Origin of the sequence: Halovivax cerinus (assembly GCF_024498195.1) — an archaeon.
In the GTDB taxonomy this organism is placed as follows: domain Archaea; phylum Halobacteriota; class Halobacteria; order Halobacteriales; family Natrialbaceae; genus Halovivax; species Halovivax cerinus.
Window position 1 is genome coordinate 493,259 of sequence record NZ_CP101824.1, and the last position, 24,766, is coordinate 518,024.

The 24,766-nt window shown below is 67.0% G+C and carries 23 protein-coding genes and 4 tRNA genes; 16 read left to right on the top strand and 11 right to left on the bottom strand.

The features are described from left to right. Positions 1-36: 36 nt before the first annotated feature. Positions 37-1,896 (bottom strand): helicase C-terminal domain-containing protein, encoded by a 1,860-nt coding sequence (locus NO366_RS02340; protein ID WP_256532708.1) that lies wholly within the window; start codon positions 1,894-1,896, stop codon positions 37-39. 182 nt (positions 1,897-2,078) lie between these two features. Between NO366_RS02340 and NO366_RS02345 the strand changes: the two genes are divergently transcribed. Then, positions 2,079-2,169 (top strand) — tRNA-Gly (locus NO366_RS02345). A gap of 571 nt (positions 2,170-2,740) precedes the next feature. Continuing rightward, complete coding sequence (locus tag NO366_RS02350) at positions 2,741-3,703, top strand: YkgJ family cysteine cluster protein (protein WP_256532709.1); 963 nt, start codon at positions 2,741-2,743, stop codon at positions 3,701-3,703. Positions 3,704-3,871: 168 nt separating this feature from the next. Here the strand turns inward: NO366_RS02350 and NO366_RS02355 are convergent, their stop codons facing one another. Continuing rightward, positions 3,872-4,045: a DUF5786 family protein gene (locus NO366_RS02355; protein ID WP_256532710.1), complete on the bottom strand. Its 174-nt coding sequence runs from the start codon at positions 4,043-4,045 to the stop codon at positions 3,872-3,874. Between the two features lie 206 nt (positions 4,046-4,251). Here NO366_RS02355 and NO366_RS02360 point away from each other — a divergent pair, with 206 nt between their 5' ends. Continuing rightward, positions 4,252-5,259, top strand: coding sequence for a DUF5784 family protein (locus tag NO366_RS02360; protein ID WP_256532711.1), 1,008 nt, complete (start codon positions 4,252-4,254; stop codon positions 5,257-5,259). Positions 5,260-5,379: 120 nt separating this feature from the next. Here the strand turns inward: NO366_RS02360 and NO366_RS02365 are convergent, their stop codons facing one another. Beyond that, positions 5,380-5,577, bottom strand: coding sequence for a hypothetical protein (locus tag NO366_RS02365; RefSeq protein WP_256532712.1), 198 nt, complete (start codon positions 5,575-5,577; stop codon positions 5,380-5,382). A 65-nt stretch (positions 5,578-5,642) separates the two neighbouring features. Further along, complete coding sequence (locus NO366_RS02370; RefSeq protein ID WP_256532713.1) at positions 5,643-5,930, bottom strand: DUF5789 family protein; 288 nt, start codon at positions 5,928-5,930, stop codon at positions 5,643-5,645. 138 nt (positions 5,931-6,068) lie between these two features. Here NO366_RS02370 and NO366_RS02375 point away from each other — a divergent pair, with 138 nt between their 5' ends. From NO366_RS02375 to NO366_RS02385, 3 genes are all read left to right on the top strand, one after another. Beyond that, the gene (locus NO366_RS02375; protein ID WP_256532714.1) at positions 6,069-6,980 is read left to right on the top strand and encodes a PHP domain-containing protein; all 912 of its coding nucleotides are present in this window, start codon (positions 6,069-6,071) and stop codon (positions 6,978-6,980) included. Positions 6,981-7,129: 149 nt separating this feature from the next. Further along, the gene (locus tag NO366_RS02380) at positions 7,130-7,294 is read left to right on the top strand and encodes a DUF6757 family protein (protein ID WP_256532715.1); all 165 of its coding nucleotides are present in this window, start codon (positions 7,130-7,132) and stop codon (positions 7,292-7,294) included. 146 nt (positions 7,295-7,440) lie between these two features. Continuing rightward, a complete protein-coding gene (locus NO366_RS02385; protein ID WP_256532716.1) occupies positions 7,441-8,019 on the top strand; it encodes a peroxidase-related enzyme in 579 nt (192 codons plus the stop codon). A gap of 20 nt (positions 8,020-8,039) precedes the next feature. Here the strand turns inward: NO366_RS02385 and NO366_RS02390 are convergent, their stop codons facing one another. Further along, complete coding sequence (locus tag NO366_RS02390) at positions 8,040-8,612, bottom strand: hypothetical protein (protein WP_256532717.1); 573 nt, start codon at positions 8,610-8,612, stop codon at positions 8,040-8,042. Between the two features lie 128 nt (positions 8,613-8,740). Between NO366_RS02390 and NO366_RS02395 the strand changes: the two genes are divergently transcribed. After that, the gene (locus NO366_RS02395) at positions 8,741-9,958 is read left to right on the top strand and encodes an acyl-CoA thioester hydrolase/BAAT C-terminal domain-containing protein (RefSeq protein WP_256532718.1); all 1,218 of its coding nucleotides are present in this window, start codon (positions 8,741-8,743) and stop codon (positions 9,956-9,958) included. A gap of 90 nt (positions 9,959-10,048) precedes the next feature. Beyond that, complete coding sequence (locus NO366_RS02400; RefSeq protein WP_256532719.1) at positions 10,049-10,228, top strand: hypothetical protein; 180 nt, start codon at positions 10,049-10,051, stop codon at positions 10,226-10,228. 23 nt (positions 10,229-10,251) lie between these two features. Here the strand turns inward: NO366_RS02400 and NO366_RS02405 are convergent, their stop codons facing one another. Further along, entirely contained in the window at positions 10,252-11,904 is a 1,653-nt protein-coding gene (locus NO366_RS02405) for a heme-binding protein (protein ID WP_256532720.1), read from the bottom strand. A 149-nt stretch (positions 11,905-12,053) separates the two neighbouring features. Here NO366_RS02405 and NO366_RS02410 point away from each other — a divergent pair, with 149 nt between their 5' ends. After that, entirely contained in the window at positions 12,054-12,575 is a 522-nt protein-coding gene (locus NO366_RS02410; RefSeq protein WP_256532721.1) for a PadR family transcriptional regulator, read from the top strand. A gap of 34 nt (positions 12,576-12,609) precedes the next feature. Here NO366_RS02410 and NO366_RS02415 read toward each other — a convergent pair whose 3' ends face one another. From NO366_RS02415 to NO366_RS02430, 4 genes are all read right to left on the bottom strand, one after another. Next, positions 12,610-14,421, bottom strand: coding sequence for a site-2 protease family protein (locus NO366_RS02415; protein ID WP_256532722.1), 1,812 nt, complete (start codon positions 14,419-14,421; stop codon positions 12,610-12,612). A 96-nt stretch (positions 14,422-14,517) separates the two neighbouring features. After that, the gene (lysS, locus tag NO366_RS02420; RefSeq protein WP_256532723.1) at positions 14,518-16,371 is read right to left on the bottom strand and encodes a lysine--tRNA ligase; all 1,854 of its coding nucleotides are present in this window, start codon (positions 16,369-16,371) and stop codon (positions 14,518-14,520) included. Further along, the gene (gene pyrH, locus NO366_RS02425) at positions 16,368-17,093 is read right to left on the bottom strand and encodes a UMP kinase (RefSeq protein WP_256532724.1); all 726 of its coding nucleotides are present in this window, start codon (positions 17,091-17,093) and stop codon (positions 16,368-16,370) included. Before pyrH ends, lysS begins: the two co-directional genes overlap by 4 nt. 743 nt (positions 17,094-17,836) lie before the next feature. After that, positions 17,837-17,909: transfer RNA gene (locus NO366_RS02430), tRNA-Arg, on the bottom strand. Positions 17,910-18,081: 172 nt separating this feature from the next. Between NO366_RS02430 and NO366_RS02435 the strand changes: the two genes are divergently transcribed. From NO366_RS02435 to NO366_RS02450, 4 genes are all read left to right on the top strand, one after another. Next, on the top strand, positions 18,082-18,684 hold the full coding sequence (locus NO366_RS02435) for a hypothetical protein (protein WP_256532725.1): 603 nt from the start codon (positions 18,082-18,084) through the stop codon (positions 18,682-18,684). A gap of 204 nt (positions 18,685-18,888) precedes the next feature. Then, positions 18,889-20,379, top strand: coding sequence for a single-stranded DNA binding protein (locus tag NO366_RS02440; RefSeq protein WP_256532726.1), 1,491 nt, complete (start codon positions 18,889-18,891; stop codon positions 20,377-20,379). 117 nt (positions 20,380-20,496) lie between these two features. Further along, on the top strand, positions 20,497-20,928 hold the full coding sequence (locus NO366_RS02445; RefSeq protein ID WP_256532727.1) for a histone: 432 nt from the start codon (positions 20,497-20,499) through the stop codon (positions 20,926-20,928). Between the two features lie 7 nt (positions 20,929-20,935). Next, positions 20,936-21,946, top strand: coding sequence for a histone deacetylase family protein (locus NO366_RS02450; RefSeq protein ID WP_256532728.1), 1,011 nt, complete (start codon positions 20,936-20,938; stop codon positions 21,944-21,946). 130 nt (positions 21,947-22,076) lie between these two features. Here NO366_RS02450 and cca read toward each other — a convergent pair whose 3' ends face one another. Beyond that, on the bottom strand, positions 22,077-23,483 hold the full coding sequence (cca, locus tag NO366_RS02455) for a CCA tRNA nucleotidyltransferase (RefSeq protein ID WP_256532729.1): 1,407 nt from the start codon (positions 23,481-23,483) through the stop codon (positions 22,077-22,079). Between the two features lie 125 nt (positions 23,484-23,608). Here cca and NO366_RS02460 point away from each other — a divergent pair. From NO366_RS02460 to NO366_RS02470, 3 genes are all read left to right on the top strand, one after another. Continuing rightward, positions 23,609-23,712 (top strand) — tRNA-Asn (locus tag NO366_RS02460). Between the two features lie 261 nt (positions 23,713-23,973). Further along, complete coding sequence (locus tag NO366_RS02465) at positions 23,974-24,522, top strand: MogA/MoaB family molybdenum cofactor biosynthesis protein (protein WP_256532730.1); 549 nt, start codon at positions 23,974-23,976, stop codon at positions 24,520-24,522. Positions 24,523-24,610: 88 nt separating this feature from the next. Next, positions 24,611-24,715: transfer RNA gene (locus tag NO366_RS02470), tRNA-Ile, on the top strand. The last annotated feature ends 51 nt before the right edge of the window (positions 24,716-24,766 follow it).

A 24,766-nucleotide genomic window follows, 5' to 3' on the forward strand; every position in this document is an offset into this window, starting at 1 on the left:
CGGCGGGGCGACACCGGCCGGGGCCATCCGATCGGTTCAGCCGTCGGTGTCCCAGACGTCTGCGAGCGGGCTCGATCGTGTCCGACCGGACCGCCTCGACGACGCGTCGGTCGAGTCGTGATCGGTGCCACCCGCGGAGCGGTCGACCGGCGACGCTCGTCGTGCGGACGCGGTCGACTCGCCGACCGCGGCTGCCGGATCGAACGGCGGCAGGTCGGGCGTCGACATGCGATCGACCTGCTCGGCGAACCAGTCGGGCGTGTCGGAGCGGGCCCGGTCGAAGCAGTCGAGCAGGCTCTCGTCTGCGAGGTAGGTCGCGCCGTAGTCGTCGGGCGCGCGGACCACGCGACCGCAGGCCTGCATGACTGTCCGGAGCGTCGCCCGGTAGTACCAGGCCCACTGTCCCTCGGACAGTCGATGGGCGACGCGGGAGTCGCTCGTGTTCTGGAACGGCGCCTTACAGAGGACCTGCCAGCGCGCGAGATCGCCCTTCAGGTCGAGGGCCTCCTCCATCTTCACCGAGAGGAAGACGTCGGGATCGTCAGACGCTTTCCAGGCGTTCAGGGCGGCGTCCCGGCCGTCGCGGTCGTGCGTGCGAACCCGGGCACCGACGCCGAAGTCGTCGAGGAGAGCGGCGAGTCGCTCCTGGATGTCGTAGGAGTGGGCGTGGACGATGCCCTTCTCGTCGGGGTGGTTCGCCATGATGCGGACGATCGTGCGGGCGATCTTCGGAAGGGTCTCCTCGCGGTGCTCGTAGGTCATCTTCCCCTGCGTGACGTCGTACAGCGGCCGATTCTCGACGGGGAAGGTGTGGCCGACGTCGACGAGCGTGACGTCGTCGGGGTCGAGGCCGACCTGTCGGCAGAACGCGTCCTTGTTGAGGATCGTCGCCGAGAGGAGGGCGAACTTGTTTCCTCGGTCCCAGACGGTGTGCTGGAGGTACTTTTCGGGGTTCATCGGCTTGATCGTCACGGGGCCGCCGGGCGGGTCGTCGGACGGCCCGCTGGCGTCGTCCGCTGTCTCGGCGGCAGTCGATGCGTCCTCCGGCGGCGCGGTCTGGTCGACCAGCCACGTCGTCGGGCTCTGCGGATCGCGATAGTCGGAGACGAACCAGTCGAGTTCGCCGATGAGTTCCTGGAGACGGTCGCGCTCGCGAACCTCGGCGGGTGTGAGGCGTTCCTGGGCGAGCAGTTCGTCCTTTCGGCGGGTGCAGACGCCTGCGAGGTTCTCGGCGTATCTCGCCGCGCGTTCGATCGGGTCGTCGTCGGCCGCCTCGAGGTCTGGCACGCGCAGATCGTCCCAGAACGGAACGGTTCGGGGCCCGAGGTGGATCGTCGCGTACATCTCCGCCCACTCCGCGAGGCCGTGGGCCTCGTCGATGACGACGACGTCGCGCGTGCGAAAGACCTCGCTGCCCGCGGTCTGCATGAAGTACGCGAGCGTCATCGCCGCGATCTCGCGGTTCGAGGCGATGGCGCGATCGGAGAAGTACGGACAGCGGTGTTTGACGTCGCAGTCGTAGCCGCGCTCGCGCACGCAGGGGGCCTGGTTCACCGGCGTTCCCTCTTCACCGGGGAGGATGCAGCTGTAGTTGCCTTTCCCGCGGATGATGTTCAGGTCAGAGAGCAGATCGTCCTCCGCGACGTCGTCTAGCTGAGAGACCTGCGGCGTGGTGTAGTAGGCGCCGCTGGCCTCGCTCGGGTCGGCCTCCTCGACGGTTCGGGCACAGCCCGCGATGGCGCGTGCGAGCAGCGACTTGCCGCTGCCCGTCGGCGCCCGCACGAAGACCACGTCGTTGCCGGCCGCGAACGCGTCGCGAATGTCCTGGAGGGCTCGTTCCTGGTTCCCGCGGTAACTCGGGGCGGGGAAGGCGTCGAAGATCCGCGCTGGTTGCACTGTCAGAGTGGGCGGCCGGGGTCGTCCTAAAGGTGACGACTGTCCACGAGCGGTGACGGTCGCGATCGATTTTCCCCCGACGGTTCCACACGGTCGGTCGCGCCGACGGCCGAGGTACGCGCCGCTTACGAGGCAGTAGCTGGCCGATTACGAATACCGTATCGGCCATCGGACCCGAGTGCGGAAGGGTCGCTCAGCGGAAAGAGCACCACGGTGCCACCCCGGCCCGTGGCGGCCGAGAGGCCGAGTGGCGTTCAAATCCCACCCCTTCCGTCGCGCGGTTCGGAGCGCCGGAGGCGCGAGAACCGCGATAGTGCGAACGGCGAAGCCGTGAGCCGCTTTTCCGAACGTCAGTGAGGAAAGCGGAGACTGTGGGATTTGAGCAGACGAGTCGCACGCACCCGAGCGAAGCGCGGTTCGGAACGAGTGCGAGGCCGAGCATACGCGAGGCATCGTGTCCGTGAACGGGGAGGAACGACCCGTGAACGAAGTGAGAACCGCGATGCGAACGGTGTAACCGTGAGCGAAGCGAGGGTGACCGTCTCGACGCGTTCGAATCCCACCCCGTCCGTCGGCGCGGTTCGGAGCGCCGGAGGCGCGAGAACCGCGATAGTGCGAACGGCGAAGCCGTGAGCCGCGTTTCCGAACGATGCGAGATTCGGAGCACCGACGGCGAGGCGGGAACGGAGTGACCGCCTCGAAAACGCGAACGGTGTAACCGTGAGCGAGCGATGGCGCGAGATCCTCGGTGCTGCGACCGGGGAGCGAGTGCGAGGACGAGCGTCGAAGTCGGTCCCGTCTGACCCGGGGTGAACGTTTTCGTCGCGGCGGCCGACGTGGGAGTATGGACGTTCGATGTCGCGATTGTGCGGGCTGTTGTCTCGACTGGCGAGCGCTGGCCGAGACGCTCGCCGTCGACGACGAGGGTGGGTCGTCCGAATCGGGGGAGACGAGTGACGGCCGGCGCGGCCCGTTTCCGTCACTCGACGGCGTCTACAACCTCGTTCCGCTGGAGCGCGACGAGGTCAGCGCGTTCGTCGACGCCGGGCTGGGCGACGTCCTGACGCCGCGGTTGTGGGAGGCCGAGGAGGACGACCCGAACGTCGTGATCGGGACACACCGCGTCGCCGCCGTCCGGGGACGTCCCGCGTTCTTCGTGGGGCTGCGAAAGCCACCGAAACCGGTCGCACCGTTCGGCCGGACGGACGCCGCCTGGCTACCGACCTGCGCCTTCCTCGATCCGACGACGCTGCAGTGTCGCATCCACGACGACGGCCTGTACCCGTCCGAGTGCGACGCGTACCCCGCACACAACGTGGCCCTCGGCCAGGAGACGGAGTGCGAACGAGTCGAGGCCGCGACCGGTGAACAGCGGCTCCGGGACGCCGAGGGCGCGGGGGACGCGACCGGGGACGACGGCCTCCTCTTCGGACCGCAGGCGATCGGCGGGAAAGTGTTCTGTCACCCCGAGCCGGCCGAGATCGAGGGAGCCGTCGACCGGATCGCCCGGGGAGCGACGACGGCCGAGGACCGGGCGGAGTTCGTCGCGGTCGCCGCCGCGTCGAGCCCCGGGACGCTGGGACAGTCCCGACCCCACTACGAACGGGCACGCGAGGCGACGCTAGAGACGGACTCCTGGGCCGGCGAGGCGATCGCGGAGTGGACGCGACTCGCGAGAGACGGTCGGAGTGAAGCGGCCGGTGCGGTCGAAGTCGACGACCACCCGACCCCCCATCCCGCGCTGGCAGAACAGGTCGAAGGTGCACGCGGTGCGCCGGAGACGCCCGGGTGGGACACGACCGAGTGAAGCGGTCTGGACGATGAGCCGCTGTGGCCGGACGAGACTGTCTGTTCGAGTGAGACGGACTGGCCTGGTGAGACGGTCTGACCGGACGAGACTGTCTGATCGGGTGAGAAGCGGTGCGGAGACCGGTCGCGTCGCTACGGGGCGCTGGAGCGGTGAGAACGCGGACGTTCAGTTGGATTTTATCTCCTGGAACTGGTTCAACAGTGCCTCCGCAGAGTCACCGGAGTCGTACTCGACCTGTCCGTGGTAGATCGTGCGTTCGTCGTCGAAGTCGGCGTCGACCGTCGAGACCTGTTGTTCACGACGCTCGTGCTCGTCGTCGTCATAGGCACCCATTGACATGGTAGGTACACACAGTGTAGGGAGGAAGCCGATATCAATGTAACGGTCGTTCACGACAGTTCGGTCCCTGTATGAAACCCTAACGCACCCCGTACAGGGACGAGAACCGATCTCGATACGGTTTCCGACGGTGTCCGAACGGTCGGCCGCTCGCCGTCTCCGACCGAAGGCGAAGACGTATCAACTCGACCGGCCTACACTATGGCGTGGCACGGCCGCTACGCTTTCGATATTCGCCGGAGTCGTGGAGTCACGGACGCGTCGAGCGACAGGTGCTCCACCCGCTGCAAGCGAACATCGGCGCCCGTGCCGTCTCACCGCGGTACGATATCGGTGGCGGGTGGGAGACGCACCGCTTCGAGATGGACAACGGCGACGTCGCCCTCTTCGTCAGAGGGGACGACGAGGCCTACTGGATGGGTAACACGGAGACGCCGCAGCCGCTCTGGCGCACGAACAAGATAGGCTGGGACGACGCCCCCTATCGGGTCGCTCGCTGGGCGCGACGCGAGTTGATCGACACGCTGTACGACGAAGACCCCTGGCTCGAACCGTATCCGCACCTCTCGTGGTTCTTCCTCCCCGTTTTCATGTCGAAGGACGGACGAGAGTCCACGCGGGCGTTCTTCCGCGACCACGCCGGAGGCTTCCCCGACGCCGACCGCGACGACGTCCTCGCGTACTTCGAGGAGCTCCTCAAACCCGGGACGCTGGACCCGTACCGCCACACGATGGCAGGCAAGCTGGGAACCAGCGAGCGCGTCGACGCGGTCCGAATGAGTGCCGCGATGGCCGAGTTCATCGCGGCGAAGATACTCACCGACGCCGGCTACGGCCTCACGCCGGAGATCGAAGTGACGACCGGCCACTCGCTCGACTTCCGGGCCGAAGGCGACGGGTCGAACGTCCTCGTCGAGGTGACGCGCCCGCAGGCGCCATCGACGCGGGCCGCGTCCGGGCCGATCGCCGCGATCAGAGACACGGCAGAGACGAAAACCAGCGGGCAGCTCTCGAAACACGGCGGCGGTGCCGTCCTCTTCGTCGACTGTTCGTCGTTCCCCGACGACGCCTGGCGCGCCATCGTGGCCGAACGGCCCGACGTCCGCCACCGGCCGGCCGTGGTCTACCGCACCCGGCCGTCCGGCCACGTCGAGGGGTATCGGAAGGGGTCGGTTCCACTGGCGCTCTCGGCAGCGATCGACTTCGTCGACTGATCGGCCTGACGACCGGCGGTGACCGCGATGTACCGACGGTGGCGGGGCGACGGCTCCTCACTGACGGTGGCGGGGCGACGACTGTGTACCGACAGGAGGCCAGGACACCAGCGACGAACCCTACCCGGTCCGTTCGTGACCGGGTTCCGGCACGTCGAGCACGGCGAGCCAGAGTCCGACGATACCGGCGAACGCGACGATAATACCGGCGTACGTGACGAGATTCAATCCACCGACGACGAACATCCCGGCGACGAGGACGGCCATTCCGACGAGCAGGCCGACGATCGGGACGTCGAATCCGAACGAGGGAGCCATGTCTGAGTGTACCACGCACAACGGCATAATAGGCGACCGTGACAGGGATGATGTCTCTCGTTCTCTCAGAAGGACAGCTGCGTGGAGTGATAGAGGCTTCCGGGCGGGTCCGGATCGCGATCGCTGTACCCGTACCGGCCGATCGCCTTTCGACTCAGGCCGCTCTGGAGCGTGAGTCGCACGTCATCGGGTGACTCGAACGTCTCTGCGGAGATTCGGCCGAGTACCTCGCCGACCGTCTCCGAGCCGTTCGGCAGATCGATCCGTCGATCGCCGTGCGTGGCGATCAGTTCGTCGGTGGTCAGCGGATACTCGAGGTCGTCAGCGATCGTGACGCTTCCTGGAGCGTGCATTACGGCGGAACACACCCCACGCGTAAACTTAACTATTGTCCATTATAGACTCGGGCAAGTTGGTCGATCGGTCCCCGACGGTGACGACGGTCGACGGGCGGCCGAATGGCTTTCACCCCTGCGACCGTCGAGTCGGTCATGTCGTCGACGGCATCCGGCCCGTACGCGGACCTGCACGTGCACACGACGCGGTCCGACGGGTCACTCGCACCCGGAGCCGTCCCGGAGGCGGCGGCACGCGCGGGACTCTCCGTCGTCGCGATCACTGATCACGACACGATGGCGCCGTTCGAGGGACCGACGATCGGCGCCGACGAGTGGATCGATGGCATGGAGTCCGATGCGGGCCCGTCCGGCGGTGAGGAACGCCGTGTAGATCCATCAGCCGGTGGCGAACACACCGACTCGGGTGACGGCCACCGAGACGTGACGCTCGTAGCCGGGATCGAACTCCGCGTACAGCCGGACGGCGACCAGGCCGTCGACCTGCTCGGCTACGGGCTGCGTCGGACGGACGCTCTCACCGCGGTCCTCGACCGGATCCAGCAGGACCGTCGCGAACGCGGACGGGCGATCGTCGAGCGCGTCGAGGACCGGCTGGGGATCGACCTCGATGTCGCGATCGGCGACGGGTTCGGCCGACCGCACGTCGCCCGCGCGATCGGCGAGCACCCCGAGACTGATCTCGGGTACCAGGACGCCTTCGACGAACTGATCGGGGACGACGGGCCGTGCTACGTCTCCCGCGAGCTCCCGAGCTTCGAGCGTGGCCGCCGACTGCTCGGGGAGGCGTGCGACGTCGTCGGGCTCGCGCACCCGCTTCGCTATCGTGACCCGGCGAGGGCGCTCGACCTGGCGATCGAACTCGATGCCGTCGAGTTGGCGTACCCGTACAACCGGCCGGTCGACACGACGCCAGTCGAGCGGGCGATCGAGCGCGGAGATCTGCTCGCGACCGGTGGGAGTGACGCCCACGGCGAGCGGCTCGGTTTCGCTGGGCTCGACCGGACGGAATACGACCGCCTGGCCCCCGATGGCTGGCGGTCGTGACGGTACGACGTCGAGCGAACGCGTCGGTGACTGTCGATCGGGTTCGACAGGGTCGCTCCCGGGCGATAGCGGCAGGGTCGGGCCAGGACGATAGCGGCAGGGTCGGTCCCGAGCGGTGGGTTCAAACCGGTCCGGCCTCTAGGGTGGGTATGCACTGTCACTACTGCGATCGGCCGGCGGCGTTCGCCGCCGAGTCCGACGGAGTTACGGTGGGACTCTGTGAGACCCACTTCCAGGAGCGCCTGGAGGAACTCGCCGACGCCGACGGCCTCGACGCGCTCAAGGAACGCGTCGACGTCGACCGGACCGAGTAACGACGTTCGTTTCTCAGCCGTTCTCGATCGCCCGTCAGCGGGCGCTGACCGCCGGGGAACGCCCCCTGGCGGCGTCCACAGCAGTGCGCAGTTGCAGTGATCGATGCGACACAACGGTTAAGAAACGGCCGGACGGATCCGCCGATATGGTCGATCTCTCAGACGACGCCATGGGGAACTTCCCGGTCCCGGCCGACGAGGACGTGCCCGCGGACCTGCGAGAACGCATCGAAGAGGAGACCGAGCGCGCGGGCTTCACGCCGAACGTCTTCGCCGGCTTCGCGTACAAACCATCGCACTTTCGCGCGTTCTTCCAGTACCACGACGCGATCGTCGACGACGCCGCGCTCGCTCGCGAGGAGATCGAGATGATCATCGTCGCGGTCTCGGGCGTCAACCACTGCTACTACTGCAACGTCGCCCACGGCGCGCTCGTCCGCATCTACGCGGACGATCCGCTACTGGCCGACCAGCTGGTGGCGAACTACCGCACGGCGGACATAAGCGACCAGCACCGGACGATGCTCGACGTGGCCGTGAAACTCACCGAGCGCCCGGCGGCAGTGACCCGCGAAGATCTCGACGAACTGGCCGACGCCGGCTTCTCCGAGGAGGAGATCTGGGACGTCGGCGCCGTGACGGCGCTGTTCAACCTCTCGAACCGGATGGCCATGTTCGCCGATATGCGACCGAACGAAGAGTTCCACACGCTCGGACGGGAGTAGCGCACTCGGGGACCGCGACGTTACTCCGGATACGTAACGCTGCCGTTCGACCAGTGGACGGGCCGGTCTTCGTACAGCTGGAGGCACCCGGTATCGGGGCCCGAACTGGTCCAGCCGCAGGCCTGAAACCGCCCGTCGATATAGCGCTCGACGCGCACCGCGTCCGCCGCATCGGGGGACGGTGCGTCGTACTCGACCCGATAGACGATCCGCCCGGGACAGGATTCGGTCCCGACGGACGTGTTGTGCGTCTCGAGTTGGACACGATACGCCGCGACTGTCGCCTCTGGCCGCGACGCGCGATGAATCTCCGCCGAGACGACGGTATCGACGGAGGTTTCGTTGATCGTGCCAACCCAAAGCCCGCCGCTCGAAGAGACGCTTCGCCCGCGGACCTCGTCGTGACACCCCGCGTCGACCACCGAGACGGATTCGATGCGCGGCTCCGGCGGGTCCCCGCTGTCGCCGAGCGGTACCGCTCCTACGACCACGAGAGTTGCGAGTACGGCGACGAGCGCGACGAGAAGTGCGCGAACGATTGGGCTCCGGAGCGTGCGGGCGGACGCTCCGTCCCGGTCGGTAAACCGCCCCATTATCAGTTCATCCCAAACCAGTGTTCAAATAACCGTCGTCTCACCTCTGGCTGGCCGGGAGTGGACTCGGAATATTCGGTCGCAGAACCGACACTAATTTACCACCGCTTCCGGCATCCCTACAGGCCATGTCGAACGCCCCCGATCCATCGCGGTCAGCGGCTCACGCCGGATCGCTTGCAATTCGAGCACCCGATACGAGTGCGTACGACGAACGGATCGCGATCCGGGTCACCGGTGCGGAGCAGAACGAGCGCGTCGACCTTCGGGCGTCACTCGTCGACGACGACGGCAGCATCTGGGCGTCTCACCTGACGTTCACCGCCGACGAGGATGGAGTCGTCGACCTGACCGAAGTGGCGCCGGACGACGGCGCGTACGAGGACGCCGAACCGATGGGATGGCTCAGATCGATGGAACCCGCGGGCGACGAGTGGCTCCCGCGGCTCGAGACCGACCCGACGATCGCGATCGAACTCCGCGCCACGGCCGGCGATCGGACGGTCGAGCGAACCATCCACCGGGAGGTGTACGACGCCGGTATCTCCGCCCAACAGATCGATCGGGAGAATTTCGTCGGTTCCCTGTTCGTCCCGGCCGGGGACGGCCCACACCCCGCCGTTATCGACTTGCACGGCGGCGGTGGTCGCCTGACCGTCCGGACCGCGAAACTGCTCGCGACCGAGGGCTACGTCACGCTCGCCCTGGAGTACGTCGGCGAGGCGAGCGCGATCCCCGACGAGTTCGGACGTATTCCGCTCGGCACGTTCGACGATGCCGCCCATTGGTTGCTGGATCAATCGACGGTGTGCGGCGATCGAGTCGGCCTCGTCGGTCGATCTCGAGGGGCCGAACTGGCGCTGTTGCTGGGTGCACGGTACGACTGGGTCGGAGCGGTCGTCTCCTGTGCGGGCAGCGGCGTCGCCTGGGATACGCCGAGCGGTGATCCGGCGTGGATCCACGACGGGCTGCCAGTCCCGCACCTCACGGCCGAGGAATCGCCCGCGACGCGGATGGAAAGAGGCGTCGACGACGAACGAATCCAACAAGCGACCGCCGCAGTCGAGAACACTGACGGCCCGATCCTCCTCATCTCCGGCGACGACGATCGGGTCTGGCCCGCCCGACGACTATCGAACGTCGCGATAGACCGGCTCGACGACGCCGGTTTTGCGTATCGGTACGAGCACCGCACCTACGACGACGTCGGACACACGATGACCGCTCCCTCCACACCCATCAGGGAATCGCTCCCGACCGGCGGCTCCGGGGCGGCGACGGCGACGGCGGCCGAAGATTCCTGGCCAGCGATCCTGGAAACGCTCGACCGCGGCCTCGATAACTGAGTACGCACGCCGTCTCACCGGATCCCAGTCCTTCGCGCCGGGCGGAGTCGAAACGGCTTAGACCAGACCGGCCCACCTCCGCGTATCGTAATGCAAGCCCAGAGCTTCCTCCTCGCGACAGCCGTCGCCCACGTCGGACTCGCGATCTTCGTCACCGCACACGCCCACCTGACCGACGAGGAGCGCGGCAACTGGCCGTTGATCACGCTCTTCCTCGGTATCGCGGGCGTCGCGGGGTACTTCTTCTACGAGCCGGACGGCGATATCTGACAGAACGGAGAGAAAGCGGCCGATCAGGCCAGGAAGACGTGCCGCGGCCGCTCTTCCAAGATGTCCCGGCCGTACTCGACGGTCTCGGCGAAGTCGTCGCTCCGGAAGAACGCCATCGCGTCCTCGCGGGAATCCCAGCGGCTGGCGATGAACATGTCGTTCTCGTCCTCGCGATTGGCGAGGAGGTCCGTCTTGCGGTGGCCATCCATGCCCGAAAGCGCCTCGCCGACGTCGGCGAAGGTGCCGACGAAGTCCGATCGGTGTTCCGGCTTCACGGTGTAGAACATGCCCATCGTCCCCCACGAGTCGTCGCTCGCGGGACGGTCGTCCCGCTCGCCATCGGCGCCAGCGGGCGCCCCGTCCCCTGCCTGACGGACGACGTCGGGCAGGTCCGCGAGGAACCCGGCCGCCGTCTCCGCGGCGCTCTCGGTCTCCCAGAGGCTGGCGACCGCCGATTCGGCGTCGTCGCCAGCGACCTCGGTGGGCTGGTAGACGACCGTTCTCACGTGCGTGTCGTAGTGGTCGAAGTTCGTGCGGAGACCGTCGACTTCGGAGAAGAGTTCGTCGGGATCGGCCGCGGAGTAGAGGACGACCGCGTGGACGTCCTCGCCGTGGGGCTGGCCGGCGTAGACGCCGAGGTCCTCGAGTTCGCTCCGGACGTCCCCGGGGGCGCCGGACTCGTCGTCGTGGTGATGGCCACCGTGTCCGTGTCCGTCGCCGTGGGCATCGTCGTGTCCGTGCGCCGAGTCGCCGTGCGCGCCGTCGTGTCCGTGTCCGTCGCCGTGGTGGTCATCCGGGGCCTCCCCGTGTGGGTAGCCGTTCGCCTCGCCGCCGTGTTCGCGGCCGGTCCCGGACGCGTGCGGGTGCCCGTCACCGGCGTCCGGCTCCCCGGTGAGCGACTGGCCGGCCAAGAACGCGCCCAGATTCGTGGGATCGAACTGGCGACCGAGGCGGAAGCGGCCGAACGCGGCGTACTTCGAACTGGAGGGGTCGAAGCGCATCTCGTAGAGCAGATCCTTGATGTCCGTCGGGTCGTCGGCGAAGAGGGTGACGCCCCACTCGTGGTCGTCGAGGCCGGCGCTGCCGGAGATGATCTGGCGAACCTTGCCGGCGTAGGTCTTGCCGATCTCGCCGTGGCTCGAGACGTGCTCGGCGCGCTCGTCGAACGGCGTATCGTACCAGTTGTACTCGGGGGGATCGCGGCGCTTGTCCATCGGGTAGAAGCTGACGTAGTCGGCGTCGGGGATGGTGGGATAGAGCCGCGATTCGATGTACCGTTTCATCCCGGGGTCGGCGTCGGCGTCCGGGTCGAAGTAGTCGCTCGCGCCGCCGTAGCCCGAGGCTTCCGTCACCGAGACGTACGAGTCGCTGTGCTCGGTGAACGCCGCGAATTCGGTGGTTTCGAATCGCCGTTCGAGCGCGTCCAGGTCTGCGAGTGTCGGTCGAAGGTGGATCAGACACAGGTCCGCCTCGTGGCCGAGTACCGCAACGGTCGTCGAGGCGCCCTCGTCGGCGTCGGCAACCGACTCGGCCGCCCGAAGGTACTCGACGCCCTCCGTGATCGCCCGATCGCGCCGTCGGTCCGGCGCCTCACGCCAGGCGTCCCAGTCGACCGTCCGAAAGTCGTGGAGCATGTACCAGCCCTCCGCGGTGTCCGGTGGCGTCCGTCGGTCCATACGAGATCTTGGGGCGGTGGCGTCAAGAAAGAACGGATTCGAGCGTGACAACGTGGAGCGCTCACAACGTCGACGTTCAGCGGCTGAACGTGGTGATCCGTGGTGGGTACCGAAACTCTTTACCAACTTCCGTTTCATACGGTTTGCGTATGCGGAAAAGTGGACCACCGAAAGGGCTCATCGCCTATCTCGTACTCGAGCTACTCGAAGAGAAACCGCGGTACGGGTACGAGATCCTAAAGGAGATCAAGGACCTGAGCGGTGGCCACTGGGAACCGTCCTACGGCTCCGTCTACCCGATCCTCTACAAGTTCGAGGAGAAAGGGTGGGCCGAACGGATCGAACGCGAGGACGAACCGGACCGAAAGTACTTCCAGCTCACCGACGCGGGCGCCGACGAACTGGCAGATCGACGCGAGGAAACCGCGGGGAACGCCCGCGAATTCGTCGACGTCATCCTCGGCTTCTACCACGTCTACGCGGTCATCGCGACCGACGAACGCTTTACCGTCCCCGAACTCGAAGAGACCTGGCACTTCGACGAGGACTTCAGCCGCTGGATCGTCGAACAGGTCGCCCGCCACCACGAGCACTACTTCGACGCAGACTTCGACCGGCTCGCTGAGACGCCCGAGGAGTTCTACGAGTCACACGGCATCGACGACGAGTGATGCGGTTCCCGACCGAGGGTGGCCCGCACCCGATTCAGGCGAGCAGGGTCGGTGCGAAGATCATGACGAGGAAGCTCGCGAGCATGGTGACGCCGACCATCGTCGTGACGACTCGCACCATGCCCCGCGTCGCGTCGACGCCCGGAAGACGAGCGAGTACGGTCTCGGTCGACGTCCGGAGGATGTGCCCGCCGTCTAGGGGAAACGCCGGGATACAGTTGAAGAAGGCGAGATTGAGGTTGATCCAGCCGGTCCAGAACAGCAGGTTCGCGACGCCGAAGACGACCGGTTCGCCAAGCGCGCTCAGGCTGCCCTGGAGTTCGTAGACGTTCTCGACACCGCCCGCGAATCCGGCGAAGTTCGACTGCAAGCCGGCGATCGCCATGATCGGGAGCATGAGCGTGATGAACACCTTGCCGAAGAACGTCTCCCCCAGCGGGCCGAATCCACCGGGACTGTCGCCCCCGAGGGCGCTGTGGAAGGTCTCGGCCGGGTAGAGCTGAACGCCCACGTCGTTGACCTGCATCCCCGAGATGCCGTCGTGAACGGCGGGCCCGTACTGTTCGGCGTCGGCGTCGACCGCGACCTCGTAGGTGACGCGCTCGCCATCCGCGTATCCGGACAGGGCCAGTGTCTCCCCGTCGTGCTCCCGGATCAGCGTTTCGAGGTCGCTCCCGTCGTGGATGCGCTGGCCATCAGCGGTCGTCACGACGAGGAACGAGTCGACCGGCGCGCCGGCGTCCGCGAGGGAACTCCCCTCGAGTACTTGCATCGACGCGCCGACCGGTATCTCCCGGGTCTCTCTCGTTCCGTCCGCGGATTCGGTCTCGACGGCGACGCGTTCCGCGTCGCCGACGGCGTCGACGAGGTCTTCGCGCGTCGAGACGGCCGTCCCGTCGACTGAGAGAATTTGGTCGTGCAACTCGAGTCCGGTCGGGCCATCTGGAAGGGTCGAAAAGACGATCGGCGTTCGATGGACGGGAACGTCGCGTTCGCCGTCGATCGTCAGCGTGATCGTCCCCGCACCGGTCGCGTCCAGCACGTCTGCGAACTCCCGATTGTTCTCGATCGGCTGGCCGTCTACGTGCGTAATGCGATCGTACTGGTCGAGGTCGGCGTCTGCTGCCGCCGAGTTGTCGACGACGCCGCCGATCGCCGCGCCCGGAGCGACGGCGACGGCGGTACCCACGAGCCAGAACAGCGCGAGAAACGCGAGGATCGTCACCGCGAGGTTGTTGGTGACGCCGGCGGCGAACATCCGTGTCTGCCCGCCACGGCTCGCAGCCTTGCTGCTCTCCTCGTCGGGCTGGACGAACGCACCGATCGGCAACACGGCGAGCAGCGCGACGCCCATCGAGTCGATATCGATGTCTTCGACTCGACAGAGCAGGCCGTGGCCGCCCTCGTGGACGACGAGTCCGACGAAGAGGCCGACGACGATTCCCGGCGTGGCCGACAGCGGGAGGAAGTCGTTGACCCCGGGGATGACGAGGACGTTCCGGGGCTGCTGAATTCCCGTCGGTTCCGGCGCCAGGAGGGAACTGATCGCAGAGAGGAGCAAGAAGACGAACATCGCAACCATCACCACGAGTGCGATGCCGACGCCGAAGTTGCTCCACGCACGCCAGAAGCGTTTCGGCGTCGCCAGTCGATCGAGGAGATCACGACCGCGTTTGGTGTGTAGCGTGAGTATCGGCCCCTGCGTGCTGACCCACTCCGGAAGGAGGTCGCGCCGTTTCATCGCGAGCAGACCCGCCCAGTAGAGACCGACGCCGATCACCACCCACGTCACGAGCGTCGACCCGAAGAGTTCCGGGACCAATCCGGCAGAGAGGGCATCGTCCATGTGTCGTCGTCGATCACCACGGTGTGGAGTGATTTGGGTCTGGCGCTTCGACCCACTCGAACGAACCGTACGTGGGACGGGAGACGACCCGGCCGGTCACCGGTCGCGGCGGAGTCGATCGACGACGAACTCGCGATCGAGCTTCGCGAGGAACTGGCCGAGCTTCGGTCCTTGCTCGTCGTCGAAGAACAGGCGATAGCCGGCGGCGAAGAAGTCGCCGACGGGGACGTCGTGCCGTTTCGCCGTCTCGTATATCTCGCCCTGCAGTTCGTCGGGTGTGTCGTCACCGCCCGCGGCGACGAAGTCGGCGAGTTCGTCGAGGGCCGTCTCCGTGGCCTCGTCGAAGTCGTGGGCGGGAACCGCCGAGCGCTTGAGTTCGTAGTCGAATTCGTTGCCGGTGCGCCTGGCCCACCGCTGGGCGCGCTCGACTCGGGCGAGTGCAGCGTCGACGGCCCACTCGGGCGCATCGTCGGGAACGTGTCCCTCCGCCCGGGCGATGTCCTCGCGGATCGACGGCTCGTCGGTCATTCCGAGGACGGCGGCGAACGTGTAGGGGAGCCGGACGCGCTCCGGATCCGGCTCCGACGCGCGCCCGCCGGCGCGCTCCGATTCGTCGCCGGACGTCCCGACGATCAGTGGATACACCCGCTCGGCGAATCGTCGTTCGTCCTCGCTCGCGTCGACCTCGCCGAAGTAGATCCGCTCGAAGCGATCGAACTCGTCGACGAGCTGGTCGAGGCGCTCGACGCTGAAGTCGCGGGCCTTCGAGGGGTCCTTCGCGAAGAAGTACCGGAGGACCTCGGGTTCGATCAGCTCCAAGACGTCGGAGACGAGGACGACGTTCCCCTCGGAGGAGGAGAAGGCCTCGCCGTCGAGGGTGAACCACTCGTAGACCATCGGCACCGGTGGTTCGTTGCCGAGGACGGTCCGGGCGATGTCCTCCCCGCTCGGCCAGGAGCCTTCCGCGTGATCCTTCCCGAAGGGTTCGAAGTCGACCCCGAGCGCCTGCCACTGCGCCGGCCACTCGAACCGCCAGGGGAGTTTGCCCTCACGCAGGGTGGCCGTCCCCTCGTGACCACAGCCCTCGATGGTCCGATCGCCGGCCTCGAGATCGGTGCACTCGTAGTCGACCGTACCTGCCTCGCCCGCGGTCTCGCGGGTCGCTTCGCTTCCCGCTCGACTGTTCGAGGCGCTTCGTGCCTCGCCATCCAGATCGACGCTCGTCACCGTCTCGGTGATCTTTCCGCAGTTCTCACAGATCGGGTTGAAGGGCACGTAGTCGCCCGCGGCATCGACCGTGGCCTGGTACGCAGAGAGGACTTCGCGCGCCCGCTCGCGGTGTTCGAGCAGGTACCGGGTCACGTCCTCGAGCGTGCCGTCCTCGTAGAGGGCGGTGGTCGAGCGGAGGTCGATCGGCACGTCGACCGCGTCGGCGCTCTGGGCGATGATCGTCGCGAAGTGGTCGCCGTAGGAGTCACAGCACCCGAACGGGTCCGGGATGTCGGTGTAGGGATGGCCGAGATTGCGCCCGAGCGCGCCCGCGTCCACGTCGCCGAGGTCGACGAGGTTGCCGTCGAGGTCCGCGAGGGTGCGCGGGAGTTTTCGGAGCGGGTCACGATCGTCGGCCGTGAACACCTGACGGACCTCGTGGCCGCGTTCGCGGAGGACTTCGGCGACGAAGTAGCCGCGCATGATCTCGTTGACGTTGCCGAGGTGGGGGACTCCGGAGGGGGAGATACCGCCCTTGATCACGATCAGATCGGCGGGGTCGCGCTCGCCAGCGTCGACCTGCGACTCGACGCGGGCTTCCACCCGGTCGGCGACGGCGTCGGCCCAGAATACGTGGTGATCGGCCGATCCATCGGCACCGTCGTCGCGCTGGAGCGTGTAGGGGCTCGTCTCGCCGCCCGAATCGCCTCCGGAGCCTGTCGCGTCGTCGTCTGCGCTCATCGGTCGTCGACCGCCCAGTACGTCGGTTCGTCGCCAGCACCCGTCGGGATCACGTCGGTGCCTTCGTGCGATCCGGAGCGAACGGCCCGTGCGATCCGGTCGGGATCCGTTCCGTCGAGGACGATCGTTCGCATGCCCGAGCGCTGGATGATCTTCGCCGCGAGCAGGTCGACCGGCGCCGACGCGCCTGCGGTCATGTCCAGGTCGGCGATGACGTCGACGAGTTCGCCCGCGTTCAGTTCCTCGAACTTCGTCGCCTCCTCGTCCTCGTTGGGGTCCGCGCTGTAGACGCCGGGGACACTGGTCGCGTAGACGAGCAGATCGGCGTCGACGTACTCCGCGAGCGCCGCGCTCACGGCGTCGGTGGTCTGAGCCGGCGCGACGCCGCCCATAACCGACAGGCCGTCCCGTCGGAGCGCCTCGCCTGCCTCCTCGTAGTCGTGCGCCGGCGCCGTCACCGAGTCCTCGCCCAGAGCCGCGATCAACAACCGCGAGTTGAGCCTGGTGACGTCGATCCCGATCTGGTCGAGTTCGATCTCGTTGGCGCCGAGAGTCCGCGCCGCTCCGATGTACTCACGAGCGACGCCGCCGCCCCCGACGACACACCCCACGCGACAGCCCTCGGCGACGAGATCCTCGACGACGGCTGCGTGTTTCGATACCCGCTCGGATCCGGGTTCGGGCATCAACACGCTGCCACCGATGGAGACGACTACCTTCATGCTGTGGCGTCGTAACTCGGTTGGAATCTTAAGGGTTGTCAAGTGCGAGGGCCTGAGCGCATGCGAAGGCCCTCGACATACTGAGCGGTGACCAGCGGGAGCCGCGAAGTGGGCGGAACCGAGCGAAGCGAGGTTCAGCCGAATCTCGAGCGGCGAACGCAGTGAGCCGTGAGGTGCGAGGGCCTGAGCGCATGCGAAGGCCCTCGACATACTGAGCGGGGAGCATCGCCGTTCGCGATTCTCACACCATTTCGAACCGCGCCTCGTTCGCACTGCGACTCGTCTGCTCAAATCACCGGTTGCCGTCACTTCCGCGGCGAATACTCACACCGCTACGCGGTGCTCGTGAGGTTGTCGCGGAAGAACGACGTCCTGACGGAGTCCAACGCGAACCGGGCGGGACCGGAGGTCCCGCTAGAAACCGGCGGCTATGCCGCCGGTGACGAAGTGAGCGTTGGGCACGTCAGGACCGAACGACGAAGCGAGTACTTCGCGTTGCGAAGCACTCGCGACTCACGGTTCACTTCGTTCACCGTTCGTCTGATTGAGGCCCTCGCTCCCTTCGGTCGCTCGGACCTCGCATGAGGAGTGAGCGTCCGACGAGATTTGAACAGGTGAAAGACGGTTGTGCTCGCTCCCTACGGTCGCTGCGCGCACTGCGACTTTCGTGTTCAAATATCCGTGTTAGAGTTTCCTTCAGCACAGACTGCTCGCTACGCTCGCAGTTTTGCGCTGAAGAGAAACGTCCTGACGGAGATTTGAACTCCGGTCCCTGGCTCCGCAAGCCAAGAGGATAGTCCACTACCCTACCAGGACTCGAATATTCCTATCGCGGGTTCGGTTAAAGCCCTTTCGAAACGGCGCCTTCGGAGTCCGGTGATCGGGTGACGCCGGGTTGCGCGCACACGAAAGAAAACAAAATACAATTGCTACAATATCTATTTTACCCTTCGAAGGTCACTTTATAATAGGCGGCGAAGTGGCGGGTATGCGACGACGCACACTCATCGCAAGCCTCGCAAGCACCGCAACGATCCCGGTCGTGGCCGGCTGCCTCACCGACGACGATACCGACAATCCGGACGACGGCAACGAATCGCCGGAGGACGATTCGGGAGCCGGCGACGACGGTTCGGGCGAGGACAACGAATCGACGGGGGACGGCAACGGTGGATCGGGTGACGACAACGAATCCATCGGCGACGGGAACGAGTCTGACGGCAACGAGTCGAACGAGAGTACGCAGTCGATCGAGACGCTCTCACAGACCGAAGTCGATGGAGCCGACGTGGACCAGCGCAACGTCGAGTGCACGGCGTCCGTGTCGGTAGACGCCGAGACGATCGAGATAAACGGGCAGCTCGAAGCCCCGACGCCGTGTCACGAGGCCGTCATCGGCGACGTGACGGTCGAAGACGACACGATGACCGTCACCGTCGAACTCGAATCCGGTACTGACCCGTGCACGCAGGCGATCAGCCAGGTCGAGTACGAGGCGACGCTCGTCGTCGTCGACCAGGACGTATCCACCGTCGTCGTCATGCACGAAGACCGAGTCGGCACCGAAACGGCGGAACGAAACGAACTGTAGACGGGACGCGGACGCTACCGCCGATCACGGATCGTCGCCGCCCGTCGACATCCGAGTCGCTGCGCGCGACACCGACGTGTCCCTACGTGGCGATCGATCCCCTACGTGGCGATCGATCACCCGCCTCCGGGCGGTCGATTCGTCGACTGCAAGCCACGGATTTTGACAATACTTATGCGCGGTTGCGTCCTGTTCGGCCATAGCATGAGCGACATCGAGGGGATCTACGAGGATCTCGAGGCGGACGTCTCCCTCGAGGAGTTTCGCGAGGCCGTCGAGGCCAAGGTCGAGCAGATGGGCGGGCTCGCGGACGAGGAGACGGCGGCGATGCTCGTCGCCCACGAGGTGGGCGAGAGCGAGGTCAACGGCGTCGCGGACATCGAACCCGGTATGGAGGAGGTGAAGTTCGTCGCGAAGGTGACGAACGTCGGGGAGGTCCGCACGTTCGAACGCGAAGGCGAGGACGAGGACGGTCGCGTCGTGAACGTAGACGTCGCGGACGAGACCGGTGCCGTCCGGATCACGTTCTGGGACGAGCGCGCCGCGGCCGCCGTCGAGGAACTGGAGACTGGACAGGTCCTGCGGATCAAGGGTCGTCCGAAAGACGGGTACAGTGGCGTCGAGGTCAACGTCGACGAGGCCCAACCCGACGACGACACCGAGATCGAAGTCACGCTCTCGGACACCCACACCGTCGAAGACCTGACGCTCGGCCTCTCGGACGTGTCACTCGTCGGGAGAGTGCTAGAGTCGGACGCCGTACGCACGTTCGACCGCGACGACGGCTCCGAAGGGAAGGTCTCGAACCTCACGCTCGGCGACGAAACCGGGCGCGTCCGGGTGACCCTCTGGGACGAGCGGGCCGACCTCGCGACGGAGATCGACGCCGGCGAGACGGTCGAGGTCGCAGACGGTTACGTCCGCGAGCGCGACGGAACCCTCGAACTCCACGTCGGCGACGGAGGTACTGTCGACGTCGTCGACGAGGACGTCCAGTACGTCCCCGACGCGACGCCGATCGAGAACGTAGAGATCGACCAGACGGTCGATCTGATAGGCGTCGTCCGCTCGGCCGACCCCGTTCGCACCTTCGACCGCGACGACGGCTCCGAAGGGCAGGTCAGAAACGTCCGCGTCCAGGACGCCACCGGCGACATACGCGTCGCCCTCTGGGGCGAGAAGGCCGACGTCGACCTCGGGCCCGGCGACGAGGTCGCGCTCGCCGACGTCGAGATCCAGGACGGCTGGCAGGACGACCTCGAGGCCTCCGCCGGCTGGCGGTCGACGATAACCGTGCTCGACGCAGCCGAGACGGCGAACGACGACGGCGGGTCGCCCGACTCGCCCGGTCTCGACTCATTCGCCGACGACGGGTCGGCTGCGGACGACGAGTCTGAAACCGGGACGGCGACCGCGGACGGCGGACCGGCGGGAGCGTCGGCTGGCAGCGACGCCACGGACGCCAGCGCGGAGACCGGCGCCTCGGGCGAGACGGCGGAGATGGACGACGGCCCGACCGACGGCGACCGCCTCGAGTTCACCGGCGTCGTCGTCCAGGCGGGTGACCCGATCATCCTGGACGACGGGGAGACGACCATGCGCGTCGAGTCCGGGACGGACGTCGGACTCGGCGAAGAGGTGACCGCCCGCGGCGTCCTCGACGACGGCGTCCTCGACGCGGACGAGCTCTTCTAGGCGGACGGCGTCTCGGGATCGAGAGGCTGGCGTCGGGGACGGTGTCCGAAGCGTCGAATCCGCGATCGACCGCGCAGTGACGGAAGGATTAAGGGTCTCACCCGCCGCGGTTTCCCTATGAACGTGGAGTTGCCGTTCGCGCCGGTAGATGCTGTCATCCGGCGAAACGCGGACGATCTGCGCGTCAGCGCCGACGCCGCCGAGGAACTGGCGCGGCGCATCCAGATCCACGGGGCGGACGTCGCGGAAACGGCCGCAGAGCGGGCCGAATCCGACGGCAGAAAGACCCTCATGGCCGAAGATTTCGACGTCGAGACGGTGATCGACGACGACGAACTGACGCTGCCGATCGCCCCCGTCGATCGTATCGCCCGCCTCGACATCGACGACCGATACCGGGTGTCGATGGACGCCCGAATCGCGCTCGCCGACATCCTGGAAGATTACGCCGACAACGTCGCCCGGGCGGCGGCGATCCTGGCACGTCACGCCGATCGGCGCACGATCATCGACGACGACGTCGAGACCTACTTCGCCCTCTTCGAGTGAACACCTGATGCGCTTTGGGTACAGCGACGTCTGCCTGCGTCACGATCCCGGGCCGCGCCACCCCGAGTCGCCGGCACGCCTCGACGCGATCCGCGATCGGCTGGCCCGCGCCCACGGCGTCTCCTACGTCGAGAGCGATCCCGCAGCCGCGTCGGTCGTCGAGGCCGTCCACGATCCGGCCTACGTCTCGCGGTTTCGCGAGTTCTGTGCCGACGGTGGCGGCGACTGGGACCCGGACACGACCGCCGTCGAGGCGTCCTGGGACGCCGCGCTCCAGAGTGCCGGCCTGGCGTGCTGGGCCGCCGAAGAGGCGATGGCCGGCGACATCGGACGGGAGACGCCCTTTTCGATCGGGCGACCGCCGGGACATCACGCGGTCGCCGACGACGCCATGGGCTTTTGCTTCTTCAACAACGTCGCCGTCGCCGCACAGCACGCCATAGACGAAGCCGGCGCCGAACGCGTCGCCATACTCGACTGGGACGTCCACCACGGCAACGGAACGCAAGACGTGCTCTACGACCGCGGCGACGTCTTCTTCGCATCGATCCACGAGGACGGACTGTACCCCGGAACCGGCGCGGTCGACGAGACCGGCGAGGGAGCGGGCGAGGGAACGACGATGAACGTACCGATGCCCGATTCGGCCGCCGACGCCGCGTACCTCGCCGTCTTCGACGACCTGCTCGAACCTGCACTCCGCGACTTCGATCCCGACCTCCTCCTCGTGAGTGCGGGCTTCGACGCCCACCGCCACGACCCCATCTCCCGGGTGCGGCTCACGACGGAAGCGTACGCGCTCATGACCGATCGAGCCCGCTCGATCGCCGAGACGGTCGGAGCCGGGCTGGGGTTCGTCCTCGAAGGAGGGTACAGCCTCGACGTCCTCGCGGACAGCGTCGCACTGGTCCACGAGACGTTCGACGGTCGCGAGCCGATCGAACCGGACGACGGCTACGACGACGGCGTCGACGCGCTGCTCGACGACGTGGCCGCGGCGCACGACATCGAACGGTGAACCGGGACGGACGCAGCGAGTCGGCGGTACCGACGCGTCGTCGGTGAGCGGTTCGCGTCGACTCACGGCTGCGAGTCGGGGCACGACTGACCGCGACGCGGACGTCGTGGCGGCTCCACCCCGGAGGGTCTCAGGGTCGCGGATCGAAGTACGCGGCCAGTTCGCCGCCGAACTCGTCGCAGAGGGCGGTGACGTCGTCGCCGACCAATAACTCGTAGGTGTCTTCGAGCGCCGTCTCGACGTGGGCGCCTAGTCGAATCTCGAAGACGGCGTCACTGTCGAGGAAGGCCGCGGCGGATCGAAACGCGCGTTCACGTTCGACGACGTAGCGGTTGCCGTCGACGAACGGGCCGTACACCGCCGGGTCGTCGGCGTACGCGTCGAAGAAGTCTGTGGCGTGCTCGCGGACGGCGACCGGCGGACCCTCGTGGTGCTCGACGGCGGGCCGTTCCGCGACGGCGAGTTCGGCCCAGAGGACGGCAGAGTCGTCGGCCCAGGCGTCGCTCCGACAGACGTCGAAGCCACGCCGGTTCAGCGCGTCGACGAGCCCCGCTCGCGAGCGTTCGAGCTGGGGGTAGAGCTGGTCGTCGACGAGGTCGGGCGCGTCGAGCCGGATCGCGACCGGCGTGGTGGCGCGGTCTGCCAGGACGGCTTCGAGGTCCGCCGGCGCGAGCGGCGCCGGCTCGTCGGACTCGAACTGATCGAGTCCAGGATCGGCGAGGAGCGCACGGGCGTAGTGCTGAAACCGGGCGACGTTCTCGGCCGAGCAGACCGCCGCGACGTTGCGCCCGGGATCCGTCGGATCGATGACGATCAGCGGATCGTCGAAGGGGCGTTCGGCATCTCCGGCATCCGACTCCCGAGACGACGCCGTCTCCCCGTGATCCTCGGGGTCCAGGCGGACCGGCGGGTGCCAGTCGGCCGCCGCCTCGATCAGGGGGCGAAAGCCGCCGTACTCGAGGACGAGCAGTTCCGTCAGATAGCCGCTGAACCCGCGCGTCCGGAGGTCGCTCCCGTAGACGCCGATCGCCTTCAGAAACGCCTTCGCGAGTCGAACCGAACCCGCGAGGTCCTCGTCGAGGCGCTCCTGAAGGTACGTCGTGTGGAACGGCGTCCGATCGACGGCCGACCGGATGTCGGTCGCGTCGTCGAGGCGGTAACAGGGGACGACGTCGACCGCGAAACCGTCCCGCTCGCCGGTGACGTAGGGGTGCTCGGCGTACTCCTCGTGACCCCCGGGCAGCGTCTCGTGACCGACCGCGAGGCCGTCCCGTTCGAGCGTCTCGCGGTCGACAGCCGGCGGGAAGCGCACGAAGACGTCGACGTCGCGATCGCCGCTGATCCAGGTGTCCCGCGCCGTCGAGCCGACCAGCATGACGTCCGCGTCCGGGTGTCGCTCGGTCACCGCCGCCTCGGCCCGCTCCAGCAGGTCCGCGGCGACGGCCTGCATCGCGGCCCGTTCGTCCGCATCGGGTTCGACGCGGGCCAGGACCGTCGACAGCACGTCCGCGAGCCGGTCGTCACCGTCGATACTCATCGACTGTGACTTCGCGCGCCCGCCGGGAAAGCGTATCGAAGCGCCCCGACCACCTGTGCGTGCGAGTGATTCGCAGGCCGGCAAAGCGAAAGCCCTATGAAACGCTCTCGTCTACTCGAAATCGAGCCGAAGTAGCTCAGATGGTAGAGCACCTCGCTGTTACGGCGATACAGGGTCTCTGATCGCCGCAGATACGAGGTTGTCCCAGGTTCGAGTCCTGGCTTCGGCGCTGTTTTTCGAACACCACTCGCGAGGAGCGATAGCTCCGAGCGAACGCTGTGAGAAATAACAGCGACACCAACAGGCTCGAACATGCGAGTCGCAGCGAACGAGCGAGCGCAGCGAGTGAGTTCGACCGTCTCGCACCTGTTCGAGTCCTGGCTTCGGCGTCCGCTTCTCACTGTTTTCTCGCGAGGAGCGAAAGCTCCGAGCGAAGGGCGATGGGTTCGGTCCCCGGTCTTATTTCGGGTTCGGGCCCCGATACGCGGATATGAGCGACTCCGACAGACGATCGACGGGTGATCACGGCCACGACGTCATCGACCCACTGTCCGTCGCGATCGTGACGGTCTCGAGTTCGCGAGCGGCGCACGTCGATGATTCGCCCGACGATCCCGGCGGTGACAGGATCGAGGCGTGTTTCGAGGCCGCCGGTCACGAGGTTCGCGATCGAGTGCTGGTTCGCGACGACTACGCCGCGATCCGCTCGGCGGTCCGCGGGCTGGTGAACCGCCGCGAGATCGACGTGGTGGTGACGACCGGCGGGACGGGCGTGAGCGCGGACGACGTCACGCCGGAGGCCGTCTCGTCGCTGTTCGAGCGCGAGTTACCCGGATTCGGCGAACTGTTCCGCATGCGTTCGTGGGAGGAGGTGGGAACGCGCGCGATGGCCTCCAGGGCGACGGCCGGGCTCGCTGTGGATACGCCCGTCTTCTGCCTCCCTGGGAGTACGAACGCCTGCGAGACGGCCTGCGAGGAACTGATCGTCCCCGAAGCACCCCATCTGGCTGGCGTGGCGACCACGCATCGGACGGAGTGAGCGGAGACGACGCTGGACGCCTACGAGGGGTGACGGGGTTGACCCAGACAGAAACTGTTACTACCGTGGCGGAATTCACTCGACACGAGGGCCCTTAGCTCAGTCTGGTACGAGCGCTCGGCTCATAACGAAGCCGGTGTATCCGGACTCGTGGGATACCGAGTGGTCGTTGGTTCGAATCCGACAGGGCCCATGCGGAAACTACTCGATTTGTGACCGTCCCCGGAAAGGCGGTTTCCGGGAA

Excerpts from the sequence above, each read along its gene's own strand:
- NO366_RS02440 (WP_256532726.1), top strand. The coding sequence starts at position 18,889 with ATGAGCGACATCGAGGGGATCTACGAGGATCTCGAGGCGGACGTCTCC.
- NO366_RS02450 (WP_256532728.1), top strand. The coding sequence starts at position 20,936 with ATGCGCTTTGGGTACAGCGACGTCTGCCTGCGTCACGATCCCGGGCCG.
- NO366_RS02395 (WP_256532718.1), top strand. The coding sequence starts at position 8,741 with ATGTCGAACGCCCCCGATCCATCGCGGTCAGCGGCTCACGCCGGATCG.
- NO366_RS02445 (WP_256532727.1), top strand. The coding sequence starts at position 20,497 with ATGAACGTGGAGTTGCCGTTCGCGCCGGTAGATGCTGTCATCCGGCGA.
- NO366_RS02375 (WP_256532714.1), top strand. The coding sequence starts at position 6,069 with ATGTCGTCGACGGCATCCGGCCCGTACGCGGACCTGCACGTGCACACG.
- cca (WP_256532729.1), bottom strand. The coding sequence starts at position 23,483 with ATGAGTATCGACGGTGACGACCGGCTCGCGGACGTGCTGTCGACGGTC.
- NO366_RS02465 (WP_256532730.1), top strand. The coding sequence starts at position 23,974 with ATGAGCGACTCCGACAGACGATCGACGGGTGATCACGGCCACGACGTC.
- NO366_RS02385 (WP_256532716.1), top strand. The coding sequence starts at position 7,441 with ATGGTCGATCTCTCAGACGACGCCATGGGGAACTTCCCGGTCCCGGCC.
- NO366_RS02365 (WP_256532712.1), bottom strand. The coding sequence starts at position 5,577 with ATGGCTCCCTCGTTCGGATTCGACGTCCCGATCGTCGGCCTGCTCGTC.
- NO366_RS02370 (WP_256532713.1), bottom strand. The coding sequence starts at position 5,930 with ATGCACGCTCCAGGAAGCGTCACGATCGCTGACGACCTCGAGTATCCG.
- NO366_RS02380 (WP_256532715.1), top strand. The coding sequence starts at position 7,130 with ATGCACTGTCACTACTGCGATCGGCCGGCGGCGTTCGCCGCCGAGTCC.
- pyrH (WP_256532724.1), bottom strand. The coding sequence starts at position 17,093 with ATGAAGGTAGTCGTCTCCATCGGTGGCAGCGTGTTGATGCCCGAACCC.
- NO366_RS02415 (WP_256532722.1), bottom strand. The coding sequence starts at position 14,421 with ATGGACGATGCCCTCTCTGCCGGATTGGTCCCGGAACTCTTCGGGTCG.
- NO366_RS02355 (WP_256532710.1), bottom strand. The coding sequence starts at position 4,045 with ATGTCAATGGGTGCCTATGACGACGACGAGCACGAGCGTCGTGAACAA.
- lysS (WP_256532723.1), bottom strand. The coding sequence starts at position 16,371 with ATGAGCGCAGACGACGACGCGACAGGCTCCGGAGGCGATTCGGGCGGC.
- NO366_RS02435 (WP_256532725.1), top strand. The coding sequence starts at position 18,082 with ATGCGACGACGCACACTCATCGCAAGCCTCGCAAGCACCGCAACGATC.
- NO366_RS02350 (WP_256532709.1), top strand. The coding sequence starts at position 2,741 with ATGGACGTTCGATGTCGCGATTGTGCGGGCTGTTGTCTCGACTGGCGA.
- NO366_RS02405 (WP_256532720.1), bottom strand. The coding sequence starts at position 11,904 with ATGGACCGACGGACGCCACCGGACACCGCGGAGGGCTGGTACATGCTC.
- NO366_RS02390 (WP_256532717.1), bottom strand. The coding sequence starts at position 8,612 with ATGGGGCGGTTTACCGACCGGGACGGAGCGTCCGCCCGCACGCTCCGG.
- NO366_RS02410 (WP_256532721.1), top strand. The coding sequence starts at position 12,054 with ATGCGGAAAAGTGGACCACCGAAAGGGCTCATCGCCTATCTCGTACTC.
- NO366_RS02400 (WP_256532719.1), top strand. The coding sequence starts at position 10,049 with ATGCAAGCCCAGAGCTTCCTCCTCGCGACAGCCGTCGCCCACGTCGGA.